Source organism: Kribbella sp. NBC_01505 (assembly GCF_045040285.1).
Lineage (GTDB): Bacteria > Actinomycetota > Actinomycetes > Propionibacteriales > Kribbellaceae > Kribbella.
The window spans coordinates 4,361,745-4,386,910 of the sequence record NZ_CP109425.1; the positions used below are offsets into that span (position 1 = coordinate 4,361,745).

Annotated in this window: 21 protein-coding genes and 1 tRNA gene; 9 read left to right on the plus strand and 13 right to left on the minus strand. The window is 67.6% G+C overall.

Annotation, left to right across the window (positions count from 1 at the left end; all coding sequences use genetic code 11):
• Nucleotides 1-101: 101 nt before the first annotated feature.
• From OG474_RS20645 to OG474_RS20655, 3 genes are all read right to left on the minus strand, one after another.
• Nucleotides 102-1,037, minus strand: a complete 936-nt coding sequence (locus OG474_RS20645; protein WP_405063974.1) for a DUF5937 family protein — start codon at nucleotides 1,035-1,037, stop codon at nucleotides 102-104.
• A gap of 35 nt (nucleotides 1,038-1,072) precedes the next feature.
• Entirely contained in the window at nucleotides 1,073-1,702 is a 630-nt protein-coding gene (locus OG474_RS20650; protein WP_405063975.1) for a G5 domain-containing protein, read from the minus strand.
• Between the two features lie 146 nt (nucleotides 1,703-1,848).
• Nucleotides 1,849-2,511, minus strand: a complete 663-nt coding sequence (locus OG474_RS20655) for a hypothetical protein (protein ID WP_405063976.1) — start codon at nucleotides 2,509-2,511, stop codon at nucleotides 1,849-1,851.
• A gap of 156 nt (nucleotides 2,512-2,667) precedes the next feature.
• Between OG474_RS20655 and OG474_RS20660 the strand changes: the two genes are divergently transcribed.
• A tRNA-Lys gene (locus tag OG474_RS20660) sits at nucleotides 2,668-2,740 on the plus strand.
• Nucleotides 2,741-2,964: 224 nt separating this feature from the next.
• Entirely contained in the window at nucleotides 2,965-3,888 is a 924-nt protein-coding gene (locus OG474_RS20665; RefSeq protein WP_405063977.1) for a hypothetical protein, read from the plus strand.
• Nucleotides 3,889-4,079: 191 nt separating this feature from the next.
• Here OG474_RS20665 and OG474_RS20670 read toward each other — a convergent pair whose 3' ends face one another.
• A complete protein-coding gene (locus OG474_RS20670) occupies nucleotides 4,080-4,619 on the minus strand; it encodes a GNAT family N-acetyltransferase (RefSeq protein WP_405063978.1) in 540 nt (179 codons plus the stop codon).
• Nucleotides 4,620-4,847: 228 nt separating this feature from the next.
• Between OG474_RS20670 and OG474_RS20675 the strand changes: the two genes are divergently transcribed.
• A complete protein-coding gene (locus OG474_RS20675) occupies nucleotides 4,848-5,771 on the plus strand; it encodes a phosphotransferase family protein (RefSeq protein WP_405063979.1) in 924 nt (307 codons plus the stop codon).
• Here OG474_RS20675 and OG474_RS20680 read toward each other — a convergent pair.
• The gene (locus tag OG474_RS20680) at nucleotides 5,728-6,387 is read right to left on the minus strand and encodes a response regulator (protein ID WP_405063980.1); all 660 of its coding nucleotides are present in this window, start codon (nucleotides 6,385-6,387) and stop codon (nucleotides 5,728-5,730) included. The two genes, OG474_RS20675 and OG474_RS20680, sit on opposite strands and share 44 nt — an antisense overlap.
• Nucleotides 6,387-8,342: a histidine kinase gene (locus tag OG474_RS20685; protein WP_405063981.1), complete on the minus strand. Its 1,956-nt coding sequence runs from the start codon at nucleotides 8,340-8,342 to the stop codon at nucleotides 6,387-6,389. The genes OG474_RS20680 and OG474_RS20685 overlap by 1 nt, the downstream gene beginning before the upstream one ends.
• Before the next feature lie 117 nt (nucleotides 8,343-8,459).
• Between OG474_RS20685 and OG474_RS20690 the strand changes: the two genes are divergently transcribed.
• Nucleotides 8,460-9,413, plus strand: coding sequence for a CPBP family intramembrane glutamic endopeptidase (locus OG474_RS20690; RefSeq protein WP_405063982.1), 954 nt, complete (start codon nucleotides 8,460-8,462; stop codon nucleotides 9,411-9,413).
• A 243-nt stretch (nucleotides 9,414-9,656) separates the two neighbouring features.
• Here the strand turns inward: OG474_RS20690 and OG474_RS20695 are convergent, their stop codons facing one another.
• Nucleotides 9,657-11,114, minus strand: coding sequence for a glycoside hydrolase (locus OG474_RS20695; protein WP_405063983.1), 1,458 nt, complete (start codon nucleotides 11,112-11,114; stop codon nucleotides 9,657-9,659).
• 91 nt (nucleotides 11,115-11,205) lie between these two features.
• Complete coding sequence (locus OG474_RS20700) at nucleotides 11,206-12,570, minus strand: DUF2079 domain-containing protein (RefSeq protein ID WP_405063984.1); 1,365 nt, start codon at nucleotides 12,568-12,570, stop codon at nucleotides 11,206-11,208.
• 92 nt (nucleotides 12,571-12,662) lie between these two features.
• Between OG474_RS20700 and OG474_RS20705 the strand changes: the two genes are divergently transcribed.
• The 5 genes from OG474_RS20705 (at nucleotide 12,663) to OG474_RS20725 (ending at nucleotide 17,240) form a co-directional block, all read left to right on the plus strand.
• Nucleotides 12,663-13,340 (plus strand): response regulator transcription factor, encoded by a 678-nt coding sequence (locus OG474_RS20705; RefSeq protein WP_405063985.1) that lies wholly within the window; start codon nucleotides 12,663-12,665, stop codon nucleotides 13,338-13,340.
• Nucleotides 13,333-14,826, plus strand: a complete 1,494-nt coding sequence (locus tag OG474_RS20710) for a sensor histidine kinase (RefSeq protein WP_405063986.1) — start codon at nucleotides 13,333-13,335, stop codon at nucleotides 14,824-14,826. Before OG474_RS20705 ends, OG474_RS20710 begins: the two co-directional genes overlap by 8 nt.
• Nucleotides 14,827-14,964: 138 nt before the next feature.
• Nucleotides 14,965-15,825, plus strand: coding sequence for a proline dehydrogenase family protein (locus OG474_RS20715; protein WP_405063987.1), 861 nt, complete (start codon nucleotides 14,965-14,967; stop codon nucleotides 15,823-15,825).
• 281 nt (nucleotides 15,826-16,106) lie between these two features.
• Nucleotides 16,107-16,694: a hypothetical protein gene (locus OG474_RS20720; protein WP_405063988.1), complete on the plus strand. Its 588-nt coding sequence runs from the start codon at nucleotides 16,107-16,109 to the stop codon at nucleotides 16,692-16,694.
• Nucleotides 16,695-17,240: a hypothetical protein gene (locus tag OG474_RS20725; RefSeq protein WP_405063989.1), complete on the plus strand. Its 546-nt coding sequence runs from the start codon at nucleotides 16,695-16,697 to the stop codon at nucleotides 17,238-17,240. It abuts the gene before it with no gap.
• Between the two features lie 1,378 nt (nucleotides 17,241-18,618).
• Here OG474_RS20725 and OG474_RS20730 read toward each other — a convergent pair.
• The 5 genes from OG474_RS20730 to OG474_RS20750 form a co-directional block, all read right to left on the minus strand.
• The gene (locus OG474_RS20730) at nucleotides 18,619-21,039 is read right to left on the minus strand and encodes a hypothetical protein (RefSeq protein WP_405063990.1); all 2,421 of its coding nucleotides are present in this window, start codon (nucleotides 21,037-21,039) and stop codon (nucleotides 18,619-18,621) included.
• A gap of 313 nt (nucleotides 21,040-21,352) precedes the next feature.
• The gene (locus tag OG474_RS20735; protein WP_405063991.1) at nucleotides 21,353-22,405 is read right to left on the minus strand and encodes an ABC transporter ATP-binding protein; all 1,053 of its coding nucleotides are present in this window, start codon (nucleotides 22,403-22,405) and stop codon (nucleotides 21,353-21,355) included.
• Entirely contained in the window at nucleotides 22,402-23,178 is a 777-nt protein-coding gene (locus OG474_RS20740) for an ABC transporter permease subunit (protein WP_405063992.1), read from the minus strand. The genes OG474_RS20735 and OG474_RS20740 overlap by 4 nt, the downstream gene beginning before the upstream one ends.
• Entirely contained in the window at nucleotides 23,175-24,026 is an 852-nt protein-coding gene (locus tag OG474_RS20745) for an ABC transporter permease (RefSeq protein ID WP_405063993.1), read from the minus strand. Before OG474_RS20745 ends, OG474_RS20740 begins: the two co-directional genes overlap by 4 nt.
• A complete protein-coding gene (locus tag OG474_RS20750; RefSeq protein ID WP_405063994.1) occupies nucleotides 24,019-25,152 on the minus strand; it encodes an extracellular solute-binding protein in 1,134 nt (377 codons plus the stop codon). The genes OG474_RS20745 and OG474_RS20750 overlap by 8 nt, the downstream gene beginning before the upstream one ends.
• Between the last annotated feature and the right edge of the window lie 14 nt (nucleotides 25,153-25,166).

A 25,166-nucleotide genomic window follows, 5' to 3' on the forward strand; every position in this document is an offset into this window, starting at 1 on the left:
AGTCACGCCCACGATGAACACCGCATCGAGGACGCGCCTCAAGCACCACGATGCACGCACCTGGACACCGATATCACTCGACCTACATCGTTTGCGGGACACTAGTGTCCTGTCAGCAATTGGGCCAACTCTGTCGGTCGGTAGAGCACCTGCTTGCCGGCTCGTTGCGCTTCGACCAGGCCGGTACGGCGGAGCAGTTGGAGGTGCTGGCTGACCGCTGACGGGGTGACCTGCAGCTCGGCGGCCACGTCGGTGGTGGTGCGCGGATGCGTGAGGAGCTGCAGGATGCGGGCGCGCGCCGTACCGATGAGTTGGGCCAGGTCCTGTGGCGTGGGCGGATCGACGACGGTCCACAGGTTGGCCTGGCCGCGGGGCGGGTAGCCGAGGAACGGTTCGGCGCCGGGGTCGTACGGGATGACAGCGTGGGGGCCGAAGAGGGTTGGCTGGAGGACGAGGCCGCGGCCGTCGACGCTCTCGGTGCGGCTTTGTTCGCTGACCTTGTCGACCTTCAGAAGCCCTTGGTGGTAAGAGATTGCGGGGCCTAGCTCGTTGAGCATCGCGGCGGTGCCTTGCTGGGTGAGGATGTGGCCGCGATAGGTGATGTCGGCGGAGAGGATCGTCCGCATGCGATTCCAGTACGGCGCCATGACCGTCTGCCAGTAGTCGCTGAGTGCCGTGGCGACCCGGGCCGGCGTGAGGTCTTGGTCCAGCTCGCCGTTCACCGCCGTGAGCTGTCGGGTGAACGTGTCTTGATCGACCGCGGCTATCAGCTCGAGCTCATCGGCGAACTGGGTGAGCGGCGAGGTCGGCCGCGGCGTGAGGAAGTCCGGGCTGCCCATCGTGTCGTTGACGAGCTGGCCGAGGACTGTCCAGTCCAGGTCACTCAGAAGCGGCTGCACCGCACGAACCCACGGAAGCTGCAGGGGAAACCGACCGGGGTCCCGCAGCGCCCGCAGGCTCAGCACAGTCTCCGCCGCAGGCGACAGCGCGAACCGGACCTCCTCCAGGTCCCTGGACGTCAGCTCGTAGGTCAACACCCACGCATTACATCGCATGGCCCGGCATGCCGTGCCTACTCGCAGCCGATGCCGTCGTGGTCGGCGTCCAGGCGGTAGATGTCGGATCCGGTGACGGTGACTGGGCCATCGACGTACTCAGGGCCGTTCCCGCTGCCGCCGGAGCAGTCGACGTCGCTCGCGATCGGGACGCAGCCGCTGTAGTTCGGATCGCAGCCGCCGCCGGTCTCCTCCGCTTCGACCTTGGTACCGACGGCCGTCACCTGGGTTCGCGGTTCCTTGGCGACCTCCTGGCGGACGAGCTTCTTCGTCGTCTGCTTCCCGTCGACATAGGTGACGTCGTACGTGAGCTTCCGGGAACCGTTGACGCCCGGGGTCCGGATCGTGCGCTCGCCCTTCGGCAGGGCGCTGTCGGTGACCGTCTTCTTCTTGAACGGGATCACCTTGAGCTCGACGACCGATTTCGTGGTCGTCTTCGGTACGACGAGCTTCGGCTTCACCGTCGTCGTGACGGCCGGTGTCGGCGTGGTCGCCGGTTGAGCGGTTGCGGGTTGAGCGGTTGCCGGTTGAGCCGTTGGCGGTTGGGTGGTGACGGTCTTTGCGATTGGTTTGCCGGCGACCGCGGCCGGCTCGGTGGACTCCGCCGTACCGCACCCGACCCCGAAACCGAGCACCACGACAGCCATGAACGCAGCACGAATACACACCACAGTGGTTCCCCCCAAACCCGCCGTCGGTCCCCCCGCGGCGGGATTGTCAGCGCCTGGACGACCCAGGCGAAGAGACCTGCATAGCACTCCGATCGACCCCTCGGCCAGAGCTCAGCGCACTTTCAGCCGGCCGCTACCCCGACCCCGGCCAACGCCGCGCACACGGCCCCCGCCAGCACCCCGACCGTCCCGATCACGATCAACGGCCCAGCACTGATCGGTGGCTCCGGCACCTGCTGCCGGAACACCGCGAACAACCGCTCCTCAGCCGGCCGAACCTCCCGCAGCAACACCGCCGAAGGATGCGACCGCGCACCGAGACTCTCCAGCGACTCCAACGCCGCCCGCGCAGCCTCCAGCGCGGCCCGAACCACCGACACGATCACCGCCCCCGACGCGACCGTCACCACCCCGATCAACGCCGCGGTCGTCTGCGCCATCCCCACCTCGGCCGCCGGCGCGAACACCGTCCGCAAAGCCTGGAACGACCACCACCCGAAGAACCCCAGCACCCCCGCCGCGAGACCGACCCCCGCCATCACCCCGCTCAACGGATTCTGCGCCCGCACCGCCGCCGCGAACGCCCGCGCATCAGTCGCCAGATCCCCCGCGTCCCGAGCCAGCCCCTCGAACCCGGCCAACGCCTCGGCCCGAGCCCGCAACGTCACCCCGATCGCGATCCGATCGGCCAGCCCCATATCCGAAGCCTGCTCGACAATCTCCCGCCAGGCCCCCACAACCTCCGCATGGGCCCGCACCACCTCAGCCCGCTCCACAACCCCCATAACGCCCCCTAGCCCCAGCCCCCCGCGGCGCGAAGTAGTACTCCCCAGACCCCGACAGTACGCCTCACCACCCCCGCCGAACACCCCACAAACCACCCCACCACCCCCACCCCGCCCCCAAACCTGCGACACTATTCCCCAACCCCTCACCACCAGGGGCCTCTAGCTCAATTGGCAGAGCAGCGGACTTTTAATCCGCGGGTTGTCGGTTCGAGTCCGACGGGGCCTACAAAACCCCAGGTCAGAAGCTTGACCTGGGGCCAGTAGCCAAACGACACCGCCGCCGGCGGCGACTCATCTTCGGCGCCTCCAGCGCGAGCGCCCACCGTGGTCTCCCTACACGAAGTTTGGCGGCGGACCGGCCGTTGGGAGCACGTTGGCGACAGCTCAGGCCGACCTCGCTCGCGGAAAAGGGGAGGCGACGCCACTTCGGCGGCTGGCAGCATTCGGGGTGTGGCGCTGCCCTACGTGTATCAGGTGACGAAGTACGACCCTGCCGACTGGAACGAGGCTGGGCTGTACGCCGGGCCTGAGGACGAGGCGAGCGATCATGGGCCGAAGGAAGCGGCGTACCTCGCGGCGGTGCTGGCCTTTGCTGAGGAGAGCGGCGTCACCGAGGTCAGCCTTCGGCGGCCTGGTGTGACTGGCTTTGTGAATTTCGGGCTGGAGGCGCCGGTCGAAGGGCACGGGCTGGCGGGGCTGTTCGCCCCGGATCTCAGCGACTACTACGACGGACGGGTTGTGCCGATCGGGGTCGGCGTTGAGCTCGTCCGCGCGATGCTGCGGGACAACGGCGCGTCGTGTCACCTCGAGGTCGACGGTGTGTTCGAGGTGAGCCTCGGCTTCGACCAGTACATGTACGTCGGTAGTCACGTCCCCTGCGAGCGAGCAGTTGCCGCAGTCACCGATCTAGGACTGTTGCCGGTCCTACTGGACAGGCAAGCCGAAGAGGACGAAGACTTCTGGCCGCCGGCCGATGCAGCGTTCTGGGCGAAAGCTGCCGACCTAATGGCTAGCCGGGGAACCCTACTGCTGCAGGAGTGCCCGGCGTGGAACCTGTTCCGATGGCACCGCCTGACGCCAGAAACAATCGAAGATCTTCAACTCGCACCACGGGCGATGCTGACCGTGTGGCCCGACCTCTCACGCGACGTAGAGGCCGTCAACGCGACGGCCGACGACTGCGAGTATGTCTGGGAGGATCCCGCCGGCCGCATTCAGAGTCGCAACCTCGACGACCCGGAGGCCGGGGACTTCCCCACCGACGCGGTCGCCGCACTCGTCATCCCGAACATGCTGAGCGACTACAACCCGCTGCTCGAAGGCGCGCTGCCCGACCCCGACGGCGTCCTACGCGCCCGCTGGCCAGCCAACTAGCCCATCCCGAGTTCGGCGGCCAACAGGTGGTTGGGCGTGCGTGCGGACCGCCAGCACTGACTAAGTCTGGTCGGCTTGGCTGGTTCACGCTCAGGACGCGCTGCCCGGATAGCTCAGCAGCAGGTTGGTCAGTGGCGCAGGTCCGCTCCAACTCGGGCCCGGCGGCGCGAGGCGCGGGAGCAAGAGAGCTCCTAGGCGTTGGGGTCTCGGAGGCCTACTGCGTCGTGGTGCCAGAAGGGGGGTGCGTAGACGAGGGTGCCGGTCATCCAGGGTTGGTAGGCGGGGAGGCGGATGGCTTGGAAGGCGGCGTCTGGGATGCGGAGGGAGGGCTTTCGGAAGGCTTGGTCGGCGCCGGGGGTGAAGCCTAGGCGGGAGTAGTAGCGGGGGTCGCCTTCCAGGAAGACGACGGGGACGTCGCGGTCGGCGAGGATCGCGAGGCCGTGGCGGACCAGGGACGAGCCGATGCCGCGGTTGTGGAGGGCGGGTAGGACGGCCAGGGGGCTTAGGACTTGGACGTCTACTAGGCGTTTGGGGGCGTCCAGGAGGCTGCGGGTGAAGAGGGCATGGCCGGCTAGTTGGCCGTCGTGGACGGCTACCAGGGAGAGCGGGTCGATGGTGTCGCGGAGGGCGTCGGTCAGGTCGGCTACCAGGGGGCCGTGGTCGCCGAAGGCCTCGAGGTGAAGGTCCCGTACGGCGGCTCTGTCGGTCGGCTGTTCTTCGCGAAGCTCCATGGTTGGAGGGTAGGGAGCCACCGGGGTGGATCGCACGTGGTTTCTAGTGGTGGGCGGGGTGGAGCCGCCTGGGTGTGCGACGGCGAAGCTCCGATTCGTTGCTGAGGGCAAGCAGTGCGACGGCCTCCTGGCGGCAGTAGGGCGCCTCGAGCAGCGCTGGACTATGGGAACCCCCAGGGGCCCGATAAACATTCGCGTACGGCGGGGTGCGGGTGATGTGCTGGCTGGGTGGATGAACGTGATGGGGTTCGGCCGTTGACCGTGGAGTGGGTGGAGCGGCAGTTGGAGGTTGGCGAGCGGCTCGTCGGGGCCGTGGCGTTGCACGGGGGCATCACGGCTGAGATGCGCCGGCTGACTATCGGCAATAGGGATGGGAGTACCAGGGAGCTGGTACTGCGAAGTGTCGTCAGCGAGCCGGATGCCGAGGACTGGCTGAATCGGGAGGCGGCTGCTCTGACCCTGCTCGTGGAGACCGGGGTGACTGCGCCTGAGCTGGTTGCGGTTGATCCGACGGGTGCGCAGTGCGAGTACCCGTCGCTCCTGATGACGTATCTGCCCGGGCGCACGGTGCTCGATGACGAGGGAGTCGAGACGCGCGTTCCACTGTTGGCGAGGCAGCTCGTGGCGATCCACGCGCTGCGACCGGCCGAGCGTCCGCCGACGTTTGTGACGCTGACGACCGCTGACACCGTGGTGATTCCCGAGGGCGCCGACCCGGCGATCTGGGGTACCGCGATCGACATGCTCCGGCAGCCGGCGCCGCCGTACGAGGGATGTTTTCTGCACCGGGACTTTCACCCAGGCAACGTGTTGTTCGACGGCGCGCGGATCACGGGCGTCGTCGACTGGGCCGGTCCGTGTTGGGGCCCGGCCGATCTCGATGTCGCGCACTGCGCGACCAATCTGGCGCTGGTGCACGGTCCGGAGTGGGGGCTGCGGCTTGCCGAGGCCTATCAGGAGGCTGGCGGGAAGCTGAAAGATTTGTATTGGCAGGTTCGGGACGCGCTGTCTTTCTCGGAAGAACTGGACGCCGTCTCAAAGCCGTGGCGGGACGCTGGGCGGACGGACCTGACTACGCGAGTCGTGGCTGAGCGACTCGACGCCTACGTCACCGCGCTCGTGGGCGGACCAGACCGAGGTCGTACGCGATGATCGTCGCCTGGACGCGGTCGCGGGCGCCGAGCTTGGTGAGCAACGCGTTGACGTGAGTCTTCGTCGTACCGACTGTGACGCCTAGCCGGTCGGCGATCTCAGCGTTGGTGAGGCCGGCGGCGATCAGGGTGAGCACTTCGCGCTCGCGGGGAGTCAGCGTGGCGAGGGCCTCGGCAGTGCTGGAGGTCGGGGCGCCGGCGGCGAAGGCCTGGATCAGGCGGCCGGTCACGGCGGGGGCAAGCATGCCGTCACCAGCAGCCACCACCCGGATCGCGGTGAGCAGGTCGTCGGCCTGGGCGTCCTTGAGGAGGAAGCCGGAGGCGCCGGAGCGGAGCGCCTCGTAGACGTACTCGTCGAGATCGAAGGTGGTGAGGACGAGCACCCGAGGCCGCTCGCCGCGCTCGGTGAGCAAGCGGGTTGCGGAGAGGCCGTCGAGCCCGGGCATCCGGATATCCATCAGTACGACGTCAGGGTCGAGCTCGGCCGCCAGTGCGACTGCCTCGGCGCCGTCACCCGCTTGGCCCACGACGGTCAGATCGGGTTCGGCGTCCACGATCGCGGCGAAGCCGGCGCGGACGACTGTCTGGTCGTCGACGATCAGGACCCGGACCGGCATCAGGAATGCTCCTTCTCAGCTGGCGAACGAGGGGCGGGGGCGCCGGCCTCGTCGAGTGTGGCGAGTAGCTCGCGCATCGCGGTCAACGCCGAGCGCGCCTCGGCGGTGACGCCTTCCAGATCCCCGGCCTCGGCGAGAGCGATCATCTGATGGGTACGGGTCAGGACGCTGTGGTGCAGGCCGGCGGCGATCCGCTGACGTTCGGTGTGGACCTCGAGCTCGGTCGCATACACGAGTTGAGCGAGGGTCTCACCCGTATGGTCCAGCCGGGCGATTCTCCGCCGCCGAACCAGGGCTCCGGCAAACCAGCAGGCCAACAGCGGAAACGCCAGTACGACGCTGACCAGCAAACCCATGAACGCCGGAAAGCCCGGGTCGGACGGGTCGTCCGCGGCTGGTGCCAGGGCCACGAGCGCGCCCGCCGCCTGGCCGTAGCCGGCGCCGGCGATGAGGATCGAGGTCCAGCTCACCCCCGGATCACCGCCGTACGCGGCGACTGCATAGACGGCGGCTGCGGGCGCCAGGAGGCAGAACCCCAGCGATGGCGCGAGCGAGTCGGGTAGCCAGCTGAGGCCGATCGCGAGCGGCCAGAGCCAGGATGCGACGACTACGCCGATGAGCGTGATCCAGGGTCGGTCCTGGCGGCCGAGCAGGATCATGCCGGGGACCAGGGCGAGCAGGATCGCGAGGCTGATCGTCGCCGCATCGGGCGCCGGCCGGGTCTCGGCGAGGAACCCGATCGTGCCGCCGACGGCCGCTAGCGAGACGGCGAGCAGTACGCCGGATTCCGACAGCAACCGGTCTCGCCACCGCACGCCCTCGCGCGGTGCGGTGCTGGCGATCCCTGGCGGGAGGCTGGCGCGTACCTGCCAACCGCCGTCCGGTCCAGGGCCTGCGCTGAGCGTCCCACCGGCCGCCTTGGCACGGTCCTTCATCCCAGTGACGCCACGCTGACCACCTTGGCCGGACGCCGCCGTACCGGTCGCTTGACCGTTCTCCACCAGTACGTCGATCTGGTCGCCAGCACGAGTGACCAGCACCCGTACGGCGGCGCCGGGTGCATGCCGGAGCGTATTGGTCAGGGACTCTCGGACAATGCCGAAGACCGCCTCGGCGACCGGCCCGGACAGGTCGGGCGCGACATCGACCACGACCTGCTGTCCCAGCCGCGTGAAGGCCTCGGCCAGACCGGTGATCCGGGCACTGAGCGGCTCGGACTGGTCACGCTCGCCTGTCTCCAGCATTGCTACCAACTGATGCAGCGACCGTAGGGTTTCGTGGCCGGTGCTCGCGGCGTAGGTGAGTGCCTCGGTGGCGAGTTCGGGGCGGCTGCCGGCCAGCCGCTCGGCCGCCGTACCGGTGACGACGATCGAGGTAAGGTGGTGGGCGCTGACGTCGTGCAGCTCACGGGCGAGCCGGCGGCGTTCGGCCGCAGCCGCATCCTGCCGGCCGGCTTCGGCGTCGGTGATCTGCCGGGCCATGTCGTCGCGGGTGGCGAGTCGGCGGTGGCGGTTCTGCCCGGTTCCCAGGATGGCGACGTACAAGATGAGGTTGGTGGCGGCCTCGACGAGGAAGTCCTCGCCCGGGCCGTAGTCCAGCAGGGACGTCAGAGTCTGGACGACGGCCAGTACGCCGGTCGCGTACCAGCTGACGATCGGCGCGCAGCGGACGGCTACGGAGTACAAGGCAACTATTTCGGCCGGGACGATGTTCAGCGCGTCCGGTGGGGTGGCGAGATGGCCGACGGCCAGTACGGCGATCACCACGCCGAGCGTCGGGAGCGGCGCGCGGCGGCGGAAGCCGAGCGCGATCGCCGCCACCGCTGAGGCTGCGGCACCGGCGACGAACTCCTCGTTGCTGAGCGGTTGGCCTGCCCAGGCTGAGAGGTTGGACGACACGGCGATCCATCCGAGGCCCAGGACGATCGGCAGCAGCCAGTTGCGGACGTGTTCCATCAGAGCCAAAGCATAGGGTGTCTCTACCCGGCGACCGGTCGTCTCTACCCAGCGATAGAGGCGGCGATCGTGCTGATGGCCGACGCGGATTCGAGCGCCCATCTCCATTCTGGGGACATGACAATCGCGTACTCGGCAGCACCCGCCCCGGCCCAGGTCCCGCAGACCGTTGAGCCTGTCAGCTATGACCAGCTCGCGCGGGTGACCGGCCGGCACAACTGGTGGCGGCCGATCGTCGGCACCTTCGTCCTGCTCGGCCTGGGCATGGTCGGGATAATGCTGCTGATTGGCCCGAGCGAGGCGATCGGCGCGGCACTGGATCTCCCGGTCGACAAGGACGGGATGCGGGTCTTCGGCGATATCGTCACGATGGCGCTCTCCCTTGCATCGCTGGCGATTCTGCTCCCCGCGCTGGCGCTGACCCTCTGGTGGGTGCAGCGGCGCAAATGGAGCTCGATCACCTCGGTGACCGGCCGACTGCGGCTGCCGTGGCTGGGTCGGTGTTTCGCTGTTGCCGCGGTGGTCTTCGGTATCAGCCTGGGTGCGCTGGCCGGCGTGGAGGCCTTGACCAATCCCGATGCACCGTCCGAGGGGTCCTGGGTGGGCTGGGGAACGTTCGCCCTCAGCATCGGCATGCTGGTCGTGCTCGTCCCTCTGCAGGCAGCGGCCGAAGAGTTCATCTGCCGCGGCTGGTTCCTGCAAGCCGCCGGATCGTTGCTCCGTCGCCCCATCCTGATCATCATCCCGCAGGCCCTGCTCTTCGCCGCCGCCCACGGCTGGGGCACCCCCTGGGGCTTCGCCGACCTCACCGTCTTCGGCCTCGTCCTAGGCTGGCTCACCATCCGAACGGGCGGCCTAGAAGCCGCAATCGCCTTGCACGTAACCAACAACCTGGTTGCCATGGGCATCGCCGCCGCCTACACCGGCGGCCTCGGTTCCGAAGAAACCGCCGCCGACCTCCCCTGGCACTACGCCCTGATCGACATGACCATGACCATCCTCTTCGCCATCCTGATCCTCCAGCTCGCCAAACGCTACAAACCCACCACACACCTGGTCAGCAGTTCATAGGTCTGCGGCTACATGGCCCAGGGTCGGGGGCGTCGGGGTGGAGGCTGGGACTGCTGACAGTGAGTTCGCCGGTCGGTACGTCGAGATCGGCTTCGATCTCGAATCTCAGCGAGTCGTCAGTCACCGGCGCAGGCTATCGCGTACCGGCCGACGGGTAGTGGTCCCGGCCGACTCGCATCCCCAGGCGTCGGCGCGGGGAGATCGGGCTGTTGGGGGCTACTACTACCCGTTCGTTGGTACGGCTTAGAGGGTTACGTCGGGGACTTCGAAGGTTTGGATGGTGTTGGTGGGGAACCAGGACCAGAAGCGGGGGCCGTGCATGGTGGTGTCTTGGGCGGGTTGGTAGTGGGTGGTGCCGGGGGTGGTGGACCAGCGGGGGATGGGGGCGCCGTCGGTGGAGGGTTTGGTGAATTTGGAGAGGTCGAAGTCCAGGTAGGCGGCGGGGCCGGTGTTGAGGGCGACGATGACGAGTTTGCGGGTGGTGGGGTCGTAGGCGGCGATGGTGTTGGGGTTGCCGCCGTCGAGGATGCGCATGGTGGGGCGGATATGACGGGTGTAGTGGGCGAGGACGTAGTACTTGGGGTTGATGGCGCCGGTGGTGTTGTTGCCGTTGTCCTGGATGAGGCCCCAGCCGCCGCCGTCGACGACTTGCCAGTAGACCCAGGCGGTCGGGTGCAGCCAGCGGAAGTCGAGGTTGAGGTTGCTGGCCAGCGACAGTCCGGAGGCATCACCTTCGCCGTACTCGGAGTTCCAGATCTTGCGGCCGGCGGACTTTGCGGCGGCGTACAGGAGGTCGCGGCGGCCGCCGCTGCCTTGGTAACCGTGGACGTTGATGCGGGCGACGTTGCCGCGGGTGGTGCTGTCGAAGCTGTTCCAGGTGGAGAGGGCGGCGTCGTAGCTGTTGCAGTCGGAGCCGGCGATCGGCATCCAGCCGAGGTCGCGGGCGTTCAGTTCGGCGCGGAGGGCGTTGATGACCGGGCGCTGCGTGGCCGGCTCGAAGTGGCAACCCTCTTGGGTACCGTCGGCCCGCCACCAGGTGCCGTCGGGTTCGTTGAACGGTTCGACCGAGGCGAAGTCGACACCCCAGTGGTCGTGCGCGTAGCGGGCGACTGTCGCCAGGTAGACGGCGTGCTGCTGGTGGTTCCAGGTCTGCAGGTTGTCGCCGCCGTTGGCCGCGCCGGACGGGTTGTGGTTCTGGCACATCCACCACATCGGCGAGTTCGAGAAGAGCTCGATCCGGTTCACCCCACGGTCGCGAGCCTTCCACATCAGGTTGCGCTGCGCGCTGTCGACGTACCAGTTCCAGCTCGCCGACGACGGGTCCGCGCTGAACCAGTCGAGCCAGTAGCCGTCCACCTGCCGCGGGTCACCGATCTTCGGCGAGCGAACCATCGACTCCCCGTTGATCGGCTTCGTTGAGCAGGCGCCGGCGTTGTAACGCGCGATCGTCAGCCCGAGCCCGGGCAACGTCGTACCTTGATAGTCGACGTTGTTCCGGGTGAAGAAGATGTCCGCCAGGTCGTCGCGATTCCCGTGCGCCTTCCCCCACCAGCACAGCGACGTACCCCACCCCTCCCACGCACCCCAGTCCACCCGCGGGTCGATCGTCGAGGCCGCGGCGGCGGCAGGTGAGGTCTGACCCAGTACGGCGGCGCTCAGCGGCGCGGCGACGATCGAGCCCAGCACGGTACGACGACGCATGAGCATGGCCTCCAGGGGGCGGTCCGGTAGGTGCTACCAGCGACCCTAGCCCCGCCAAAAGTGGTTGCCCACCCCCGCAACGGGATCGGCGTCAGCGGCTGTGCAGCGGCCGGACCGTCGAATCCGGATGGTGCATCAGCAGCAGGGCGTCGTCGCGGATGACCAGGTCGGCGAGTCGATAACTGAGTTCAGGATCGTCGTACGGCGCGAGCGTCCATTCCGTCGAGAGGTTGGACTTGAGCAGGTAGACGTCCGCCTTCGAGGTCAGATGCGGCGCGATCGTGCTGGTCGTGCTGACCGTGCTGTTGTCCGGGATCCGGTCGATCAGCCGGTTGGCCGCGGCGGCGAACTCGGCGGGTTGGCCCGGTCCATTGGAGGCTGCGGAATGGAGGAAGAAGCTGAGACAGCTGATTGCCAGTCCGGTCGCTATGAGCGGCCGGAGCAGTCGCCGCCGGCGTCCCAACAGATGCGGACGCAGGAGGGCGAGGCCGTGGATGAGCGCGCAGAAGACGATCGGCATCAGTACGGCGTCGTAGTGGAACGTCGGGATCCAGTAGAGGACGTACGTGCTACCCAGCCGCCAGGCCAGTGTCGGCAACAGCAGCAGAACGATCGGCGACCTGAGGGCTATGAAAAGCGTTGGCAGCAAGAGCAATGCGACCAGCCAGAGCTTGTCCCAGCTGAACAAGTCGCCAGCCATCAGACCGCTTGTACCGAGGTAGCGATAGGTGCCGTAGGCACTGAATGCCGGGATGATCACGAACACGCTGAGCAACGAAGCGGCGGTGCCGCCGATCGCGGTCCAAACTCCGAGACGACGGGTCTCGGGGCGCAGCGCGATCAGGAAGCCCAGTACGGCGAGCGTCAGGCCGAGGTCCTCCTTGACCAGCACCAGCGGGGCCGCGATCGCCACCGCGCGACCGGGATGGCCATGCAGGAATTCAGTGAGCGCGAAAGCCAGCAGGGGAACGGCAAACGCGACCTCGTGGAAGTCGAAGGTGATCGCGTTCAGCAATCCCCAGGACAGGCCGTAGCAGGCCCCGATGACCAGGCCGATCCGGTTGCCGAGCGTCGTACTGGCCAACCGTGCGATCGGAAAGACCGAGACCGCGAAGAACAACGCCTGAGCAACCAGCAACGTCTCGGCCGTCGGAAACAGCCGATGGAAAGGTGCCAGGAGCATCAATATCGGGTGGAAGTGGTCGCCGAGCAGAACGAGGTTCGGATCGCGGATCGTCGAGACCGGTAGGTGCCCGTGGGCATAGCTGTGAACGGCCTGGTCGAAGATGCCGAGATCGAAGGCGCCGGTGCGGAACGACCGATGCTGCATCAGTACGAACCACGTGTTCACGATGGCGAACCCACTTGCCAGTACGGCGGCAGGCCACGCCCGTGCACGGTAGTCGGCGATCGGTACGGCGGAACGGGTGAATCGGTCGGCTCGGAGCAGCATCATGCCCCGGAGTATTCAAACGACGTACCCAAGAGAACCTGAAGCAAGCTGAAGCGTTCTTCAGGATGATCCGCGGAGCGTGCGAACCTTGACCCGTGCGGTTACTGGTGGTGGAGGACGAGCGGCGGCTCGCGGCGGCGGTGAAGTGGGGACTGGAGTCCCACGGCTTCACCGTCGACGTCGTGCACACCGGGCCGGACGCGTTGTGGGCCGCGGAGGAGAACGAGTACGCCGCGATCATCCTCGACGTGATGTTGCCCGGGCTGAACGGATTCCGCGTCTGCGAAAGCCTTCGCCGTACCGGCGTCACCACTCCGATCATGATGCTGACGGCCAAGGACGGCGAGTACGACCAGGCCGAAGGGCTGGACACCGGCGCGGACGACTACCTGACCAAGCCTTTCTCGTACGTCGTGCTGGTCGCGCGGATCCGCGCGTTGTTGCGGCGCAGCGGCTCGGTCCGGGCCGAGTTGGAGGTCGGTGACCTGGTGATCGACCCGGCCGCCCGGACGTGTCGCCGGGGCGAGGCGACGATCGAGCTGACCGCGCGGGAGTTCGCGATCCTGGAGTGCTTGGTCCGGCGGCGCGACGTGGTCGTGACGAAACGCGAGATCCTGGACCAGGTCTGGGATGCGCACTACGACGGGGATGTGAATGTGGTCGAGGTTCACGTGAGTGCATTGCGCCGCAAGATCGACCAGCCGTTCGGCCGCCGGACGCTGGAGACCATCCGCGGCATGGGCTACCGCTTGACGGGGAGCACGCGTGCCTAGGTTCTCGACCGCTGCCCGAGTCACCGTCGTGGCCGGCCTGGTCAGCGCGCTGCTCGCGGGTGGGTTCGCCTTCTGGATCCGCCACGAGGTCTACACGTCACGCTACGAGGTTCTGCAGAAGCGGGCCCGGCTGACGATGAACATGCTCGTGGGCGAGACCGAAGTGATCAAAGGCACCTCCCGAACCCCGATGTCCCTCGAGCATCCGGCCACCGACGACGTGTTCGAGATCGTCGACGACAAGGGCGAACTCTGGGACTCGGGCAACCAGTTGTGGCCGTTCCAGGGGCACACTCGCCCGCTCCAACCTGTGCCCTTGTCCGGGGAGGAGTCGGAGTGGCTCGGCGGGCATTACGTCACCATCGGCTCGCCCGATGCCAAGCACGAGGCGCAGGAGTCAATGCTGTGTCAGGACCCGCACATCTCCGACCGTTGCGCTCTCATCAAGAGAATGACCGGTCAGCGCGTTGAGATCTTCCGCCGGGTGTGGCTACTGAAGGACTTCAGATGGCGCGGCGAGCCGGCCAGGGATATGACCGATCCTCGAGCCGTGGCGATCACGGTGTTCGTGCTGCCGTTCGAGGCTGAGGATGCTGTCGCGGATGTGGACCGGGTACTGAAACCGGCGCTGCCGCTGGCGGTGCTGCTGATCATGCTGGGCGCGTACGTCGGCACCCGGACCGCCCTCCGACCCGTGGAACGGATGCGGGCGCAGGCGGCAGCGATCAGCCAGCGGAATCTGCACGAGCGGGTGCCGGTGCCGCCGACGGGTGACGTGGTGGCCCGGCTGGCCACCACGTTGAATGAGACGCTGGGTCGGCTGGAGGTGGCGGCCGAGCAGCAGCGCGGGTTCGTCGCCGACGCGGCACACGAACTGCGCAGCCCGATCGCCAGTCTGCGCGCGATTCTCGAGGTGGCGAACGCGCATCCGGATCGGGCCGACTGGCCGCGGGTGAGCGACACCGCCATCGAAGAGACCCGGCGCCTGCAGCAGTTGGCCGACGACCTGTTGCTGGTGGCCAAGCTCGACGCCGAGCCCATGACGAAGCATGAGCCCGTCGACCTCGCCGAGCTGGTACGGCGTCAACTGGCGAGGCGCGTGGATGAGGGGCCGGAGCTCGCGTTCGATGCGGCTGAGTCCGTGCTGGTGCCCGGGGAGGCCGCGCAGCTCGACCGGTTGGTCCGCAACTTGATCGACAACGCGATCCGGCACACGCGCACCATGGTTGCCGTGAGCATCGAACAGCAGGACGGCAACGTCGTACTGCGGGTGGATGACGACGGGACCGGGATTCCGGAGCCGGATCGGGAGCGGGTGTTCGAGCGGTTCACCCGGCTGGACGAGGCGCGTAGCCGCGACGCCGGTGGAGCCGGCCTCGGGCTGGCGATCGCCCACGAGATCGCGCTCCACCACGACGGCACTGTGACAGCATCGGAGACGCCGACCGGTGGAGCACGTTTGACGCTCGTCCTGCCTCAGGTGTGATCGAGGATCCGCTCCGGCGTGAGACGGATGACGACCCGCTGTAACCGCGGGCACGGACAATCTGCCCGGACGGGCGCGGAAATGAGACTCCTGGACAAGAGCGCTGGAACTGTCGACGAGCGCTGGCAGACTCGGGTCATGCGTTGGGATCGAGCGGTGCTGTTCAAGCTGGCCACGAATGATCGACTCGAGCAGGTGGTGAAGGGGCTGCCGGGTGGGGAGGAGCAGGCCTGGCGGGCGGCTTCGCGGTACGTCGCGGGCCGGACTCGGGACGAGGCGTTGCAAGTGGTCGAGGCGCAGCTCGCGCTCGGTCATGAGGCGAGTATCGACCTGTTCGGTGAGCTGTCGACGGATCCCGATGATGCGGATCGGGTCGTCGATGAGTATCTGGAGCTGGCGAAGCTGACGACTGCTTGGTTGTCGCTGGATCTGTCGCATCTGGCGGTTGACGTGGATCCGATGGGTGCGGCCGGCCGGGTGGCGCGGATCGCGCTGGCCTTGCCTGCCGGTCGGAGGCTGCAGATCGGGGCCGAGGACACCGGCCGGACCGACCGGATTCGTGAGTGTGTGCTCGAAGTTGCGAGTCGTGGGCTCGGCGACCGCCTCGGCGCGACCGTCCAGGCGAACCTGGAACGATCGCCCGACGACATCGACGCGCTGGCCGAGGCCGGCGTACAGATCAGGTTGGTGAAGGGCGCGTACGTCGAGCGTTCCGGAGCGCATGCATACGGTGAACCGACGGATGTCGCGTATCTGCGATTGGCTCATCAGCTCGCCGAACGTGGTGCCGACTGGTCACTCGCGACCCACGACGGGCGCCTCCGCGAGGCCGTGCTGCTTGCCCTGGGCAAGGTGCCGGTCGAGCAGCTGCTCGGGATCCGCCCCGACGTGCTCGCGGACCTTCGCGAGCGCGACATCGCCACCAGGGTCTACGTCCCCTACGGCCCGGCCTGGTTCCGCTACTGGCTGCGCCGCGTCGCCGAGTCCCGCGGCGCGTAGTGCTCAGGTCTTGAGCCAGCGCTGGACTGAGAAGGTGAGGGCCCGCCGTTCGGGCCGCTAGCCTTGGCAGTACGGCATCCCAAGCGCTCACGCCGTCTCCCGTCGTACCGGAAAGGCCCGAAACCTACCAGCTTCTCGGTGCCGTACCTGCGGTTCACTGGTATGGAACTTAGTTCCAAAAAATCCCACTCCTGGCACTAGCTGACGGGTAAGCGGTTGCCCTACGGTGAGCTCGCGTACGCGGACAGTTACCGCCCCCGACTCTCCGATGAGGTAATGCGATGAGAACTTTGCGCGTTGTGTGTGCCGCGGCCCTGCTGGCGCTGGTCAGCCCGGTGGCTGCTCATGCCCAGGTGGAGCCTGGAGGATGGACGTCGTACTCGCCGTCGTTCACCGAGCAGGAACGAGGGTGTGGACAGATCAGCGGACTGAACTTCCAGCTCACCTGCTCCACCGGAAGTGGTGATCAGCGGGCCGAGCGCCGGTACGCGACGTACACGAGCGGGACCCGGCAGTTCGAGGGATCGTTCCGGATCACGTCGATGACGGGCACCCGGATCAGCCTGAAGCAGACGTTCAACGAGAGCGCGGCCGGGCCGTTCTTCATGCTCGCGGTCGAGCGTGGCGGCCGGCTGTACCGGGTGGGTGGCGACACGATCGCCACCGGCGCGACAGTCGGTACGACGGTTCGCGTCAACACCGTGCACCAGGTCGGAAGTCAGCACCGCACCTACATCAACGGCTCGCTCAAGCACACGATGTCGAGCCCAGGCGGCAGCTTCTACGACAAGTTCGGCACGTATCGAACGGACAGCGGCTCCGGCCCGATCCAGGCGACCTGGAGCGGTGTCCAGTTCTGGCGGAAATAGATGCGCCTTCCCGGCCTCGGTCTGGCTGTCCTTCTGGTGCTGACCGGCTGCGGCCAGCACCAGAAGGGGTTCGAGCTGACTGCGAACCTCGTCACGGACGACGTGACCCTGCAGTGGTCAGGCGCGCCCGCCGACGCGGCGTACCTGATGGTCGAGTACGCGACGGAAGAGACTGGAACGTACACGATCCTCGACTTCCTGCCGCCGGATCAGCACACCTTCGAGCATCCCGATCTGATGCCGGGTACCACGTTCTTCTACCGGGTCACGCCCCTCACCGCCCCGAGTGGCGACCCCGCGAAAGCCCAGCCACACAAGGACGAAGTGCAGCTCACCTGGACCGACACAAGCTCCGACGAGGACGGCTACCTCCTCGAGCGACGCAGTACGGCGCAACCGGTCCAGGTCGCCGCCTACCTCGACCCGAACACCACCTCGTTCGATCTGCCGCTCCTCCCCACCGACAAACCGGCCACCTACTACCCTCGCCCCTTCCGCCGCGGCACCCCCAGCCCCATCACCCACGAAGCCATCCCTCCGGAATGACGGGGCCTGACTGGCCGACCTCGTACACCATGCGGGAGCCCTGGTCAGGGTGTTTCGCGGTCCCGAGTGGGTGGTCTGCGGTCACGGTTGGTTTGTGATCCGGCCGGTGAGGTCGGCGGTGGCTGGTCGCCGCTGCGGCCGGTCTTACTGGAGCAGGGTGGTGGGGGTTGCTTGTGGCTGGGCCGGATGGTGCGGTCGGTGACCGAGGTTCCCCGTTGCCTGGGCTGACGGGCTGTGGTTGCGGCCGACTATGACGAGGCCTGCCAGCTGATCCGTCGCGGTGGTTACCGGCACAGTTCGAGCCGGTTGAGGTGCTGCGGCTGGGCGGTGGGCCTGGGGAGCCGTGTCCCCCGAAAGCGACATGTGGAACGACAGGTAGAACTCCCCAGCCCCGCTGGCCCCGCGCCACCACTGGCGGCCGGAGACAAGAAGCTGGGGCTGGAGACCTATGGCACCAGTTCCCCAGCAACCGCAAGGTGTCTCACGCCACCATCCGCGACGCGAGACCAACCGTCTACCCAGCGATCGGACTCCACCAAGCTGAGCAAGCGATCGGACTTCACCAACCTGAGCAACAGGCCCAGTCCCGCCGGCCCCGCCACCACTGGCGGCCGGAGACAACGAGCGGGGGCCGGAGGGCTACGGCAACAGGTCTTCAGCAACCGCAAGGTGTCTCACGCCACCAGCCGCGACGCGAGACCAACCGCCTCCCCCGCGACCGGACTTCACCAACCTGAGCGAGCGATCGGTTTTCACCAACCTGAGCAACAGGCCCAGTCCCGCCGGCCCCGCCACCACTGGCGGCCGGAGACAACGAGCGGGGGCCGGAGGGATACGACAACAGGTCTTCAGCAACCGCAAGGTGTCTCACGCCACCAGCCGCGACGCGAGACCAACCGTCTACCCAGCGATCGGACTCCACCAAGCTGAGCAACAGCGTGGAACTGCAGGCAACGTGCGACCTCGGTCGCCGACAGAACTCCACCCGCCTCAACCCAAGACCGTCCGCCCCAGGCAACGTGCCACCTCGGTCGCCGACGGAACTCCATCCACCTCAACCCAAGACCGTCCGCCCCAGGCAACGGGGAACGTCGGTCGCCGACGGAACTCCATCCGCCTCAACCCAAGACCGTCCGCCCCAGGCAACGGGGAACGTCGGTCGCCGACGGAACTCCATCCGCCTCAACCCAAGACCGTCCGCCCCAGGCAACGGGGAACGTCGGTCGCCGACCGCGCCGTCCTGCCCAGCCACTGCTTTCAGTAAGAGCGGCTGCAGTGGTGAGTGCCTCGTGCCGAGCTAGCCGGCCGGATCGCAGCGCACGGAAACCGTGGTTGCGGGTTAGACCGAACGGTTTACAGACCCGCGGATGAGAGGTGCTCAGCCGCAAGGCTGGTCATCGGGTTCGATGATGCGGTGGGTTCCGGTGCGGTCGACGTGGAAGACGAAGCCGTGGGGTGTGGTCCATTCGAGGGTGGTGGCGTTGAGTCGGTGGATCGTCCAGCCGCGTGCGTGGGTCTTCAGTCGGTGAGCGCGGCGGCTGAGCGGGATGAGGTTGGTGGTGCTGGTTTGGCCTGGCGGTCCGAGTGGGTCGTAGGGCTTGAGGTGGTCCAGGTCGAGGGCGCCGCTGGTTTCGCGGGTGCCGTACGGGAAGAGTTCGACGGGGTGGGTGAGTTTGACGCGTTCTCGGATCGGGGCGGTGGCCTCGTAGCAGTTGACTGAGACGGCGTCGTTGAGGTCGATGACGGGCTTGACGATGTAGGGGCCGTAGCCGATGAGCTCGCCGAGCTGCGTGGCCAGGAGCGGACCGTTGCCTTCGACCCGCAGAACACCGTCACAGTCCTGACCTGCGGCTGCGGCATCTGCGGCGGCTGCGAGGGTGCTATCGGTGAGGTGCACGTAGATGACGGTTTTGCCTGGACGGACCTCAGCCCTACTTGAACGTGCGGCACTCCTCGGGCGTGCGGTGCTACCCGAGCGTGCGGTACTACCTCGGGCCGCGGACTCACCTGGGCTCGCGGGAGCCTTGGGAATCGCGGGGTCGTCGGAAGTCGCGGGGTTGTCGGGAGTCGCGGGGTCGTCGGGAGTCGCGGGGTTGTCGGTGGTCGCGGCGGAGGCGAGCCGGGCGTAGGCATCGTGTTTGATTTGTGCGAGCCGGCTCGCGAGTGCGCGTTGTGCGGCGGCGTCCATGGGTTGGCCGTCGTCAGGTAGGCGGCACGAGGCAGGATCGAACGGTTCCATTAGTCGGTAGGGCGGGCGATCTGGACGGTCCATCGGGTCGGGCAGGTTGCTGCTGCTCGGGTGCGGCGCGTCCCGGTCCGCTTCGTCGTCCGGACCAGGGTCGTCAACATCCGCCGGGGTGAGTGAACCCGGGGTGGCGGCGCACGGGGGGTACGCGCTCGGGGGTGAGACGTTGCCGGTTGAGACGTTCGGGGGTGAGGTGACGGCATGGGGGCCGGGGCCCTGTGGAGCGGAGGTATCCCGAGCAGTTGGCACCGAGGAGCTCGTGGTCGGAGTGCGCCCGGCGGGCTCGGATGCCGGTGCCTCGGGAGCGTAGGCACCCGGAGCAGAGGTCGGGGTTGCGGAGGTGGGCGAGGCAGGAGTGTTTGAGGTGGGAGCGGGCAAGGTTCCGGCAGTCGAAGCCGAGGTTGCTGTCGCCGCAGCGCCTGCAGCGGCCCCTGTAGTGGACGTCGCTGCAGCTGGAGCGCTTGGGCCGGCGCCGGTGGTGGAAGCTCCTGCAGCTGACGTGCTCGCGACATCCATGCCGGAGACTGCTCCGGCAGACGTGCTTGAGCCAGCGCCTGTGGTGGAGGCTGCAGCAGCTGGTGTGTTTGCGGCATCCGTGGTGGAGGTTGCTCGGGCTGGAGTGTTTGGGTCGGCGCCTGGGGTGGAAGCCGCTGTAGTTGGTGTGTTTGCGGCATCCGTGGTGGATGCTGCTCCGGCTGACGGGCTTGGGTCCGCGTCTGTGGTGGGGGCTGTTTCGGCTGGGGTGTTTGGGGCGGTGTCTGGGTTGGGGGTGTGGGGGTGTTGGTGGGCTTGGTTCAGGAGTTCTTGGGCGAAGACTGGGTCGGCGATGATGCCTACCGCTTCGGCGCGGCGGAGCTGGGTGGAGCGGGTATCGCCGATGGATTGCTGTGCGTCGCCGAGGGCGTCGATGGCGGCGTCGAAGCGGGCGGCCGCGCCAATCGACGTGCGGATGTAGATGGTCTTGGTGCCGTGTTCGTTGGAGCGGCCGACGAACACGCCGCGTTCGCGGACCTTGGCGGCCGCCTCGGCGTGGGCTGCTTCGGGGTCGGCGTGCATCTTGGCTGCCTTGACGATCTTGTCCAGGCGGTACGGAGTGATGGTGTCGATCAGTGCGGCGACACGGCTGTCGACGAACCGGGCGGCTTCTTCGGACAGGTCGACGCACTCGCGGACGATCCGGCAGGCCTTCCACGGCGTTGCGTCACCTGACAGAACCCGGGCCCAGGTCAAGGGGAACCGGTGCCGCAACGCTAGCGCGTCACCGATGATCTTGGCGCCGATCCCGTGCGAGACGCCGAGCACGACCGCATACTCCGAGATCGCGAACTCCATGATCTCCGGGCAGCCCTCACCGCCAAGAACCACGGGACGTTCGCGACCCTCGAACGAACGCCGGCCAGGACGCGAGGCACCGGCGTCGGGGTGGAAACGATCGGCATAGACCAGGGCGTGTTCGAGACCTCGCGCGTCCGCCCGGTTGGCGAACGCGCGGTGGTCGGCGGCCGACTCCAGCAGGTCGGCCGTCGGAAGCAGCGTCAGATCTTCGTCGAACATGTGTTCGATTCTATGCATCGCGGAGAGTCAATGCAAATCAGCTGACAGCCACAACCTCTTATCCACAAGGGGAAACATCGCGCCCGGAGCGATCACGAAACCGTGTAAGCAGTCGCGTCAGACGGTAGGGGTGGCGCCGTCGTGGCGGCGGGTCGGGGTCTCGCTCACCAGATTCGTGGGTATCGAGCAGGGGCTGGATGTGCACGCCCGACCGGGTTCGGTCTCGTGTGCGTTGACTGTGCCGAGGCGTCCGCCGCGGAACCCATTCGCGACGGGCACCGCATCCTGCCGATTGACGGCAAGCCACTACATGTCAGTTGGTGGGCTTGGTGAGGACTGGGTCTTCGGCGTAGCTGAGGCGGACGCGGCTGCCTTCGGTGAAGGGAGAGGCTTGGGCGCTGGGGAGGTCTGCGGTGATAGGTGTGCCGTCGTCGAGCCGCCCCGTGACTCGGGTGACCGGGCCGCGGAAGCTGATGGTCGTGATGGTGGTGTTGCCGTCGGGGTCTTCGGTGAGGCGGACTGCTTCGGGGCGGATGAGGGCGGTGACTGGCCCGTCGGTGTGGACGCTGAGCGGTAGGCGGCTGCCGGTGACGGTGACCGTTGCGCCGTTGGCGATGCCGGGGACGTGGTTCATCGAGCCGATGAACTCGGCCACGAACGGCGTCGCCGGGCGCGAGTAGATCTCGGCCGGGGAGCCGCATTGTTCGAGGCGGCCAGCGTTCATGACTGCGATCCGGTCGGACATGCTCAGCGCCTCCTCCTGGTCGTGGGTGACGAAGACGGTGGTGATGCCGAGCCTGCGTTGGAGGGCGCGGATCTCGTCGCGGAGCTGGATCCGCACCTTCGCGTCCAGGGCGGACAGGGGCTCGTCGAGCAGCAACACCTTGGGCTCGACGGCCAGTGCGCGGGCAAGCGCCACTCGTTGCTGCTGACCGCCGGACAGCTCGGACGGGTAGCGGTCCGCATGATGATCCAGTGAGACGAGCTCGAGCAGTTCGACGGCGCGACTACGCCGTACGGCGGGTTTGACGCCGCGCAGGCGCAGTCCGAACGCGACGTTGTCGGCAGCGCTGAGATGCGGGAACAGGCTGTAGGACTGGAACACCATGCTCATGTCGCGTTTGTTGGCCGGCGTCCGGGTGATGTCCTTGCCGCCGACAACGACCGTGCCGCTGTCGGTCTGCTCCAGGCCGGCCACGATCCGCAGGGCGGTGGTCTTCCCGCAGCCGGACGGTCCGAGCAGGCTGATCAGCTCGCCGGACTCGATCTCGAGATCCAGCCCGTCGACGGCACGGACGGCACCGTAGCTGCGGGTGATCCCGGCCAGGCTAATTGAAGCGGCCTTCTCTTTGTACAACACCGTCATCGGGACCTCCGCAGAGTTCGGGCGCGACGGCGGCTGAGCACCGACATCACGAGGAGCAACACCCAGGACACGATCAGGATCAGCATCGAGGCGGCCGTCGCGACCGCACCGTTCGACTGTCCGGCCGAGACCGTCCAGACCGGGAGGGTGTCCAGCAGGAGCAGGCTGGCGAGGGTGAACTCGCCGAGGGCGAGCGCGGCCGCCAGGATCGCCACGTTCAGGATCGCGGTGCGCAGATTCGGTACGACGACCCGCAGCAGCGCGGTCGCCCAGCCACCACCGAGAGTCCGGGACGCCTCGACCAGCGCGACCACGGGGATCGCCGACAACCCCGCATCGAGCGCGCGGAACGTGAACGGGAGGCTGAGTACGACGTACTCGAAACAGAGGATGACCGGCGTTCCGTTCAGCCAGGGCGGCGCGTCCTGGAAGGCGACGAAGACGCCGTTGGCCAGGACGACGGCCGGGATCGCGAGCGGGAGTACGCAGATCGCCTCCATCGTTCGGCGGAAGCGCGGCATCCGGAGATGGATCAACGTGGTCGTCGGCACCATGATCAGCAGCGTCAGCGCAACGGTGCCGAGGGCAAGCTTCAGCGAGGTCAGCAGGTTGGTGACGAACCCCTCCTGCTGGAACAGCGTCTTCCACACCTCGAGCGTGTGCGTGTCCCCGGTGCCGCGCAGGCTGAACTCGACAGCCGCGACCAGCGGCAGCAGGAAGTACAGCCCGATCAGCGCCAGGAAGATGCCACCGGCAACTTTGCGCCCGGTCATCGCAGCCACCTCGTGGTTTTGCGCTGGGCCCAGCCGTAGCCGGCCATCGCGAGGGCGACCAGGACGATCGCGCCGAGGCCGAGCGCCTTACCGACGTTCTCCTGGCCTGCGGCGACGTTCCCGGACATGACTTGGCCGATCTGGATCGGGACCAGCGGAATCGATCCGCTGGTGAGCGCCGCGGCGGTCGCGTATGACGCGAAGCTGTTGGCGAAGAGCAACAGGAGCGCACCCGCGAACGGCGGGAAGAGCAGCGGCCCACCGACGAGCCGCCAGTACTGGAACCGGCTCGATCCCAAGCTCCGAGCGGCCTCGACCCACTGCGGTCGCAGACCCTCTAGCGCGGGAAGGATCACCAGCACCATCAGCGGAATCTGGAAGTACAGATAGACGACGACCAGCCCACTCAGGTCGAACAGATGCAGGCTGAAGCTGCTGATGTCGACCCCGTTGCCGGCCAGCCAGCGCGTAGCCATGCCGACCGGACCGAACGCCGCGATGAACGCGAACGCCAGCGGCACACCACCGAAGTTCGCCAGTACGCCGGATGCCGTCGAGACCGTCTGCCGCAGCGGACCGTCATCGGGGGCCGAGCTGATCACGAACGCCACCGCGAGCCCGACCACTGCCGAGATGACCGCACTGATCAGTGAGAGCTCGGTGCTGACCACGAAGGCCTGCCCGTACACGCCGGTGAACGCCGCATGCAGGTTCTCCAGCGTCCAGCCGTCGGGACCCCGGAACGCCCCGACCGCCAGCACGACGGTCGGAGCGCCCAGGAAGACAGCGACGTACAGGAGGAACGGCGACAGCCCGGCCAGGTCGGCCCAGCGGCGCCGATCAGCCAACGGACTTGGCCCAGGTCTGGGTCAGCGTGGTCTTGGCCTTGTCGACCTGCTCCTGGGTCGGGAACTCGACGGTGCCCTCGACCTTCGGCAGCGCGGCCGCGGCGGTCTTGTCGATGGTGCCGGCCTTGGTCATCGCGTCGAGCCGGACCGGCCGGGCAGAGCCCTGCAGGAAGAGGTTCTGGCCCTCGTCGGAGAACAGCCACTCCTGCCAAAGCCGGGCGGCCGCGGGGTGCGGGGCGTTCGCGTTGACGGCCTGGTTGTAGTAGGTCGCGTACTTGCTGTCCGACGGCAGCGCGATCTTCCAGTCGACCTTGCCCTTGAGCTCGTTCGCGGCCGACAGGTTCGTGTAGTCCCAGTCGATCACGATCGGCGTCTGGCCGGACTGGATCGTCGCCGGGCTGGCCGCGACCGGCAGGAAGTTGCCGGACTTCTTCAGCTTGCCGAAGAACTCGATGCCGGGGGCAATGTCGTCCAGGCTGCCGCCGGCCGCGAGCGACGCGGCCTGGACACCGGCGAAGGCCGCGCCGGCCTTGTTCGGGTCACCGTTCAGTGCGACCTTGCCCTTGTACTCCGGCTTGGCCAGATCGGCGAACGACGTCGGCGCCGGGCTCACCTTGGCCGCGTCGTACCCGATCGAGATCAGGCCGCCGTAGTCCTGGACGTACTTGCCGTCGCTCTCCTTCTGGCCGTCCGGGATGTCGGCCCAGGTCGCCACCTTGTACGGCGCGAGCAGGCCGTCCTTGGCCGCCTGGATCGCGAAGGCCCCGCCGATGTCCAGTACGTCGGGGGCGCGGTCCTGGCCCTTGAGCTGCTTGACCGCGGTGATCTCGTCCTGGCTGGAGCCTTCCGGGTTCGCCTCGACGACCTTGAGCCCGTACTTCGCCTTGAACTTGTCGATCGAGGCGCCGTAGTTGGCCCAGTTGCGGGGCAGCGCGATGACGTTGAGCTGGCCCTCGGCCTTGGCGGCCGCGATCAGCGCGTCCATCCCACCGGCCGCCTCGGCCGAGGTCGCGCTCGCCGCGGCGGACGGCTTCTTCGCGTCGGCATCGGCCGACGCTCCGCAGGCCGTGGCGCCCAGGGCAAGCGCGAGTGCGCCTGCGACGAGCAGGGTCGGACGTGAACGCATGGATCCTCCACCGA

What these genes read in the sequence shown, in the direction of transcription:
- OG474_RS20650 (WP_405063975.1), bottom strand. Translation starts at nt 1,702, where the DNA reads ATGGCTGTCGTGGTGCTCGGTTTCGGGGTCGGGTGCGGTACGGCGGAG.
- OG474_RS20655 (WP_405063976.1), bottom strand. Translation starts at nt 2,511, where the DNA reads ATGGGGGTTGTGGAGCGGGCTGAGGTGGTGCGGGCCCATGCGGAGGTT.
- OG474_RS20670 (WP_405063978.1), bottom strand. Translation starts at nt 4,619, where the DNA reads ATGGAGCTTCGCGAAGAACAGCCGACCGACAGAGCCGCCGTACGGGAC.
- OG474_RS20680 (WP_405063980.1), bottom strand. Translation starts at nt 6,387, where the DNA reads ATGCCGGTCCGGGTCCTGATCGTCGACGACCAGACAGTCGTCCGCGCC.
- OG474_RS20685 (WP_405063981.1), bottom strand. Translation starts at nt 8,342, where the DNA reads ATGGAACACGTCCGCAACTGGCTGCTGCCGATCGTCCTGGGCCTCGGA.
- OG474_RS20690 (WP_405063982.1), top strand. Translation starts at nt 8,460, where the DNA reads ATGACAATCGCGTACTCGGCAGCACCCGCCCCGGCCCAGGTCCCGCAG.
- OG474_RS20695 (WP_405063983.1), bottom strand. Translation starts at nt 11,114, where the DNA reads ATGCGTCGTCGTACCGTGCTGGGCTCGATCGTCGCCGCGCCGCTGAGC.
- OG474_RS20700 (WP_405063984.1), bottom strand. Translation starts at nt 12,570, where the DNA reads ATGATGCTGCTCCGAGCCGACCGATTCACCCGTTCCGCCGTACCGATC.
- OG474_RS20715 (WP_405063987.1), top strand. Translation starts at nt 14,965, where the DNA reads ATGCGTTGGGATCGAGCGGTGCTGTTCAAGCTGGCCACGAATGATCGA.
- OG474_RS20720 (WP_405063988.1), top strand. Translation starts at nt 16,107, where the DNA reads ATGAGAACTTTGCGCGTTGTGTGTGCCGCGGCCCTGCTGGCGCTGGTC.
- OG474_RS20725 (WP_405063989.1), top strand. Translation starts at nt 16,695, where the DNA reads ATGCGCCTTCCCGGCCTCGGTCTGGCTGTCCTTCTGGTGCTGACCGGC.
- OG474_RS20730 (WP_405063990.1), bottom strand. Translation starts at nt 21,039, where the DNA reads ATGTTCGACGAAGATCTGACGCTGCTTCCGACGGCCGACCTGCTGGAG.
- OG474_RS20735 (WP_405063991.1), bottom strand. Translation starts at nt 22,405, where the DNA reads ATGACGGTGTTGTACAAAGAGAAGGCCGCTTCAATTAGCCTGGCCGGG.
- OG474_RS20740 (WP_405063992.1), bottom strand. Translation starts at nt 23,178, where the DNA reads ATGACCGGGCGCAAAGTTGCCGGTGGCATCTTCCTGGCGCTGATCGGG.
- OG474_RS20750 (WP_405063994.1), bottom strand. Translation starts at nt 25,152, where the DNA reads ATGCGTTCACGTCCGACCCTGCTCGTCGCAGGCGCACTCGCGCTTGCC.